This is a genomic window from Paenibacillus sp. P4_E11, assembly GCF_056401635.1.
The window spans coordinates 1-513 of record NZ_JBFUIX010000737.1 but is presented as its reverse complement, the minus strand read 5'-3'; the positions used below and the strand labels follow the sequence as shown (position 1 = coordinate 513).

Sequence of the window (513 nt, the reverse complement as noted above, 5' to 3'; positions counted from 1 at the left end):
GAATGGAAGATTTGACTTGGAGACACAAGGAAATAACGGATGCGAAGTACAATGTGAACCTGTACCACTTGAATTCCGACAATATGAGGCCAGCGAGACGCTTCTTCGGCGAACCTGTGTTCATGGCTAAGGGTCGATATCGGATTGGCTATTGGCATTGGGAGCTTCCTGACTTCCCGGAAGAATTTTCCGCTCAGTTTGAAATGGTGAATGAAGTATGGGTACCTACTAACTTCGTGCTCGATAGCATTTCCAGAAAGGCTAACGTGCCGGTGCTGAGGATTCCGCATGGTATTGAGGTCCATTATGCACAAGAATTCAATCGGGCTTCATTCAGATTGCCGGAGGATCGCTTCCTGTTCTTCTCCATGTACGATACCCAAAGCTTCCAGGCGCGCAAAAATCCGCAAGCCGTCGTAGAGGCGTTCAAGCAGGCATTTGAGCGTAACGATCCTTCTGTCGGCCTTGTCTTGAAGCTGAATAATCCGGATATTCATCCGAACGATATGGAAG

The 513-nt window shown here is 48.1% G+C and carries 1 pseudogene; it reads left to right on the top strand.

Going from position 1 to position 513, the window contains the following annotated elements:
- A pseudogene (locus AC1DWB_RS37215) lies at positions 1–513 on the top strand (glycosyltransferase family 1 protein); the annotation flags it as partial.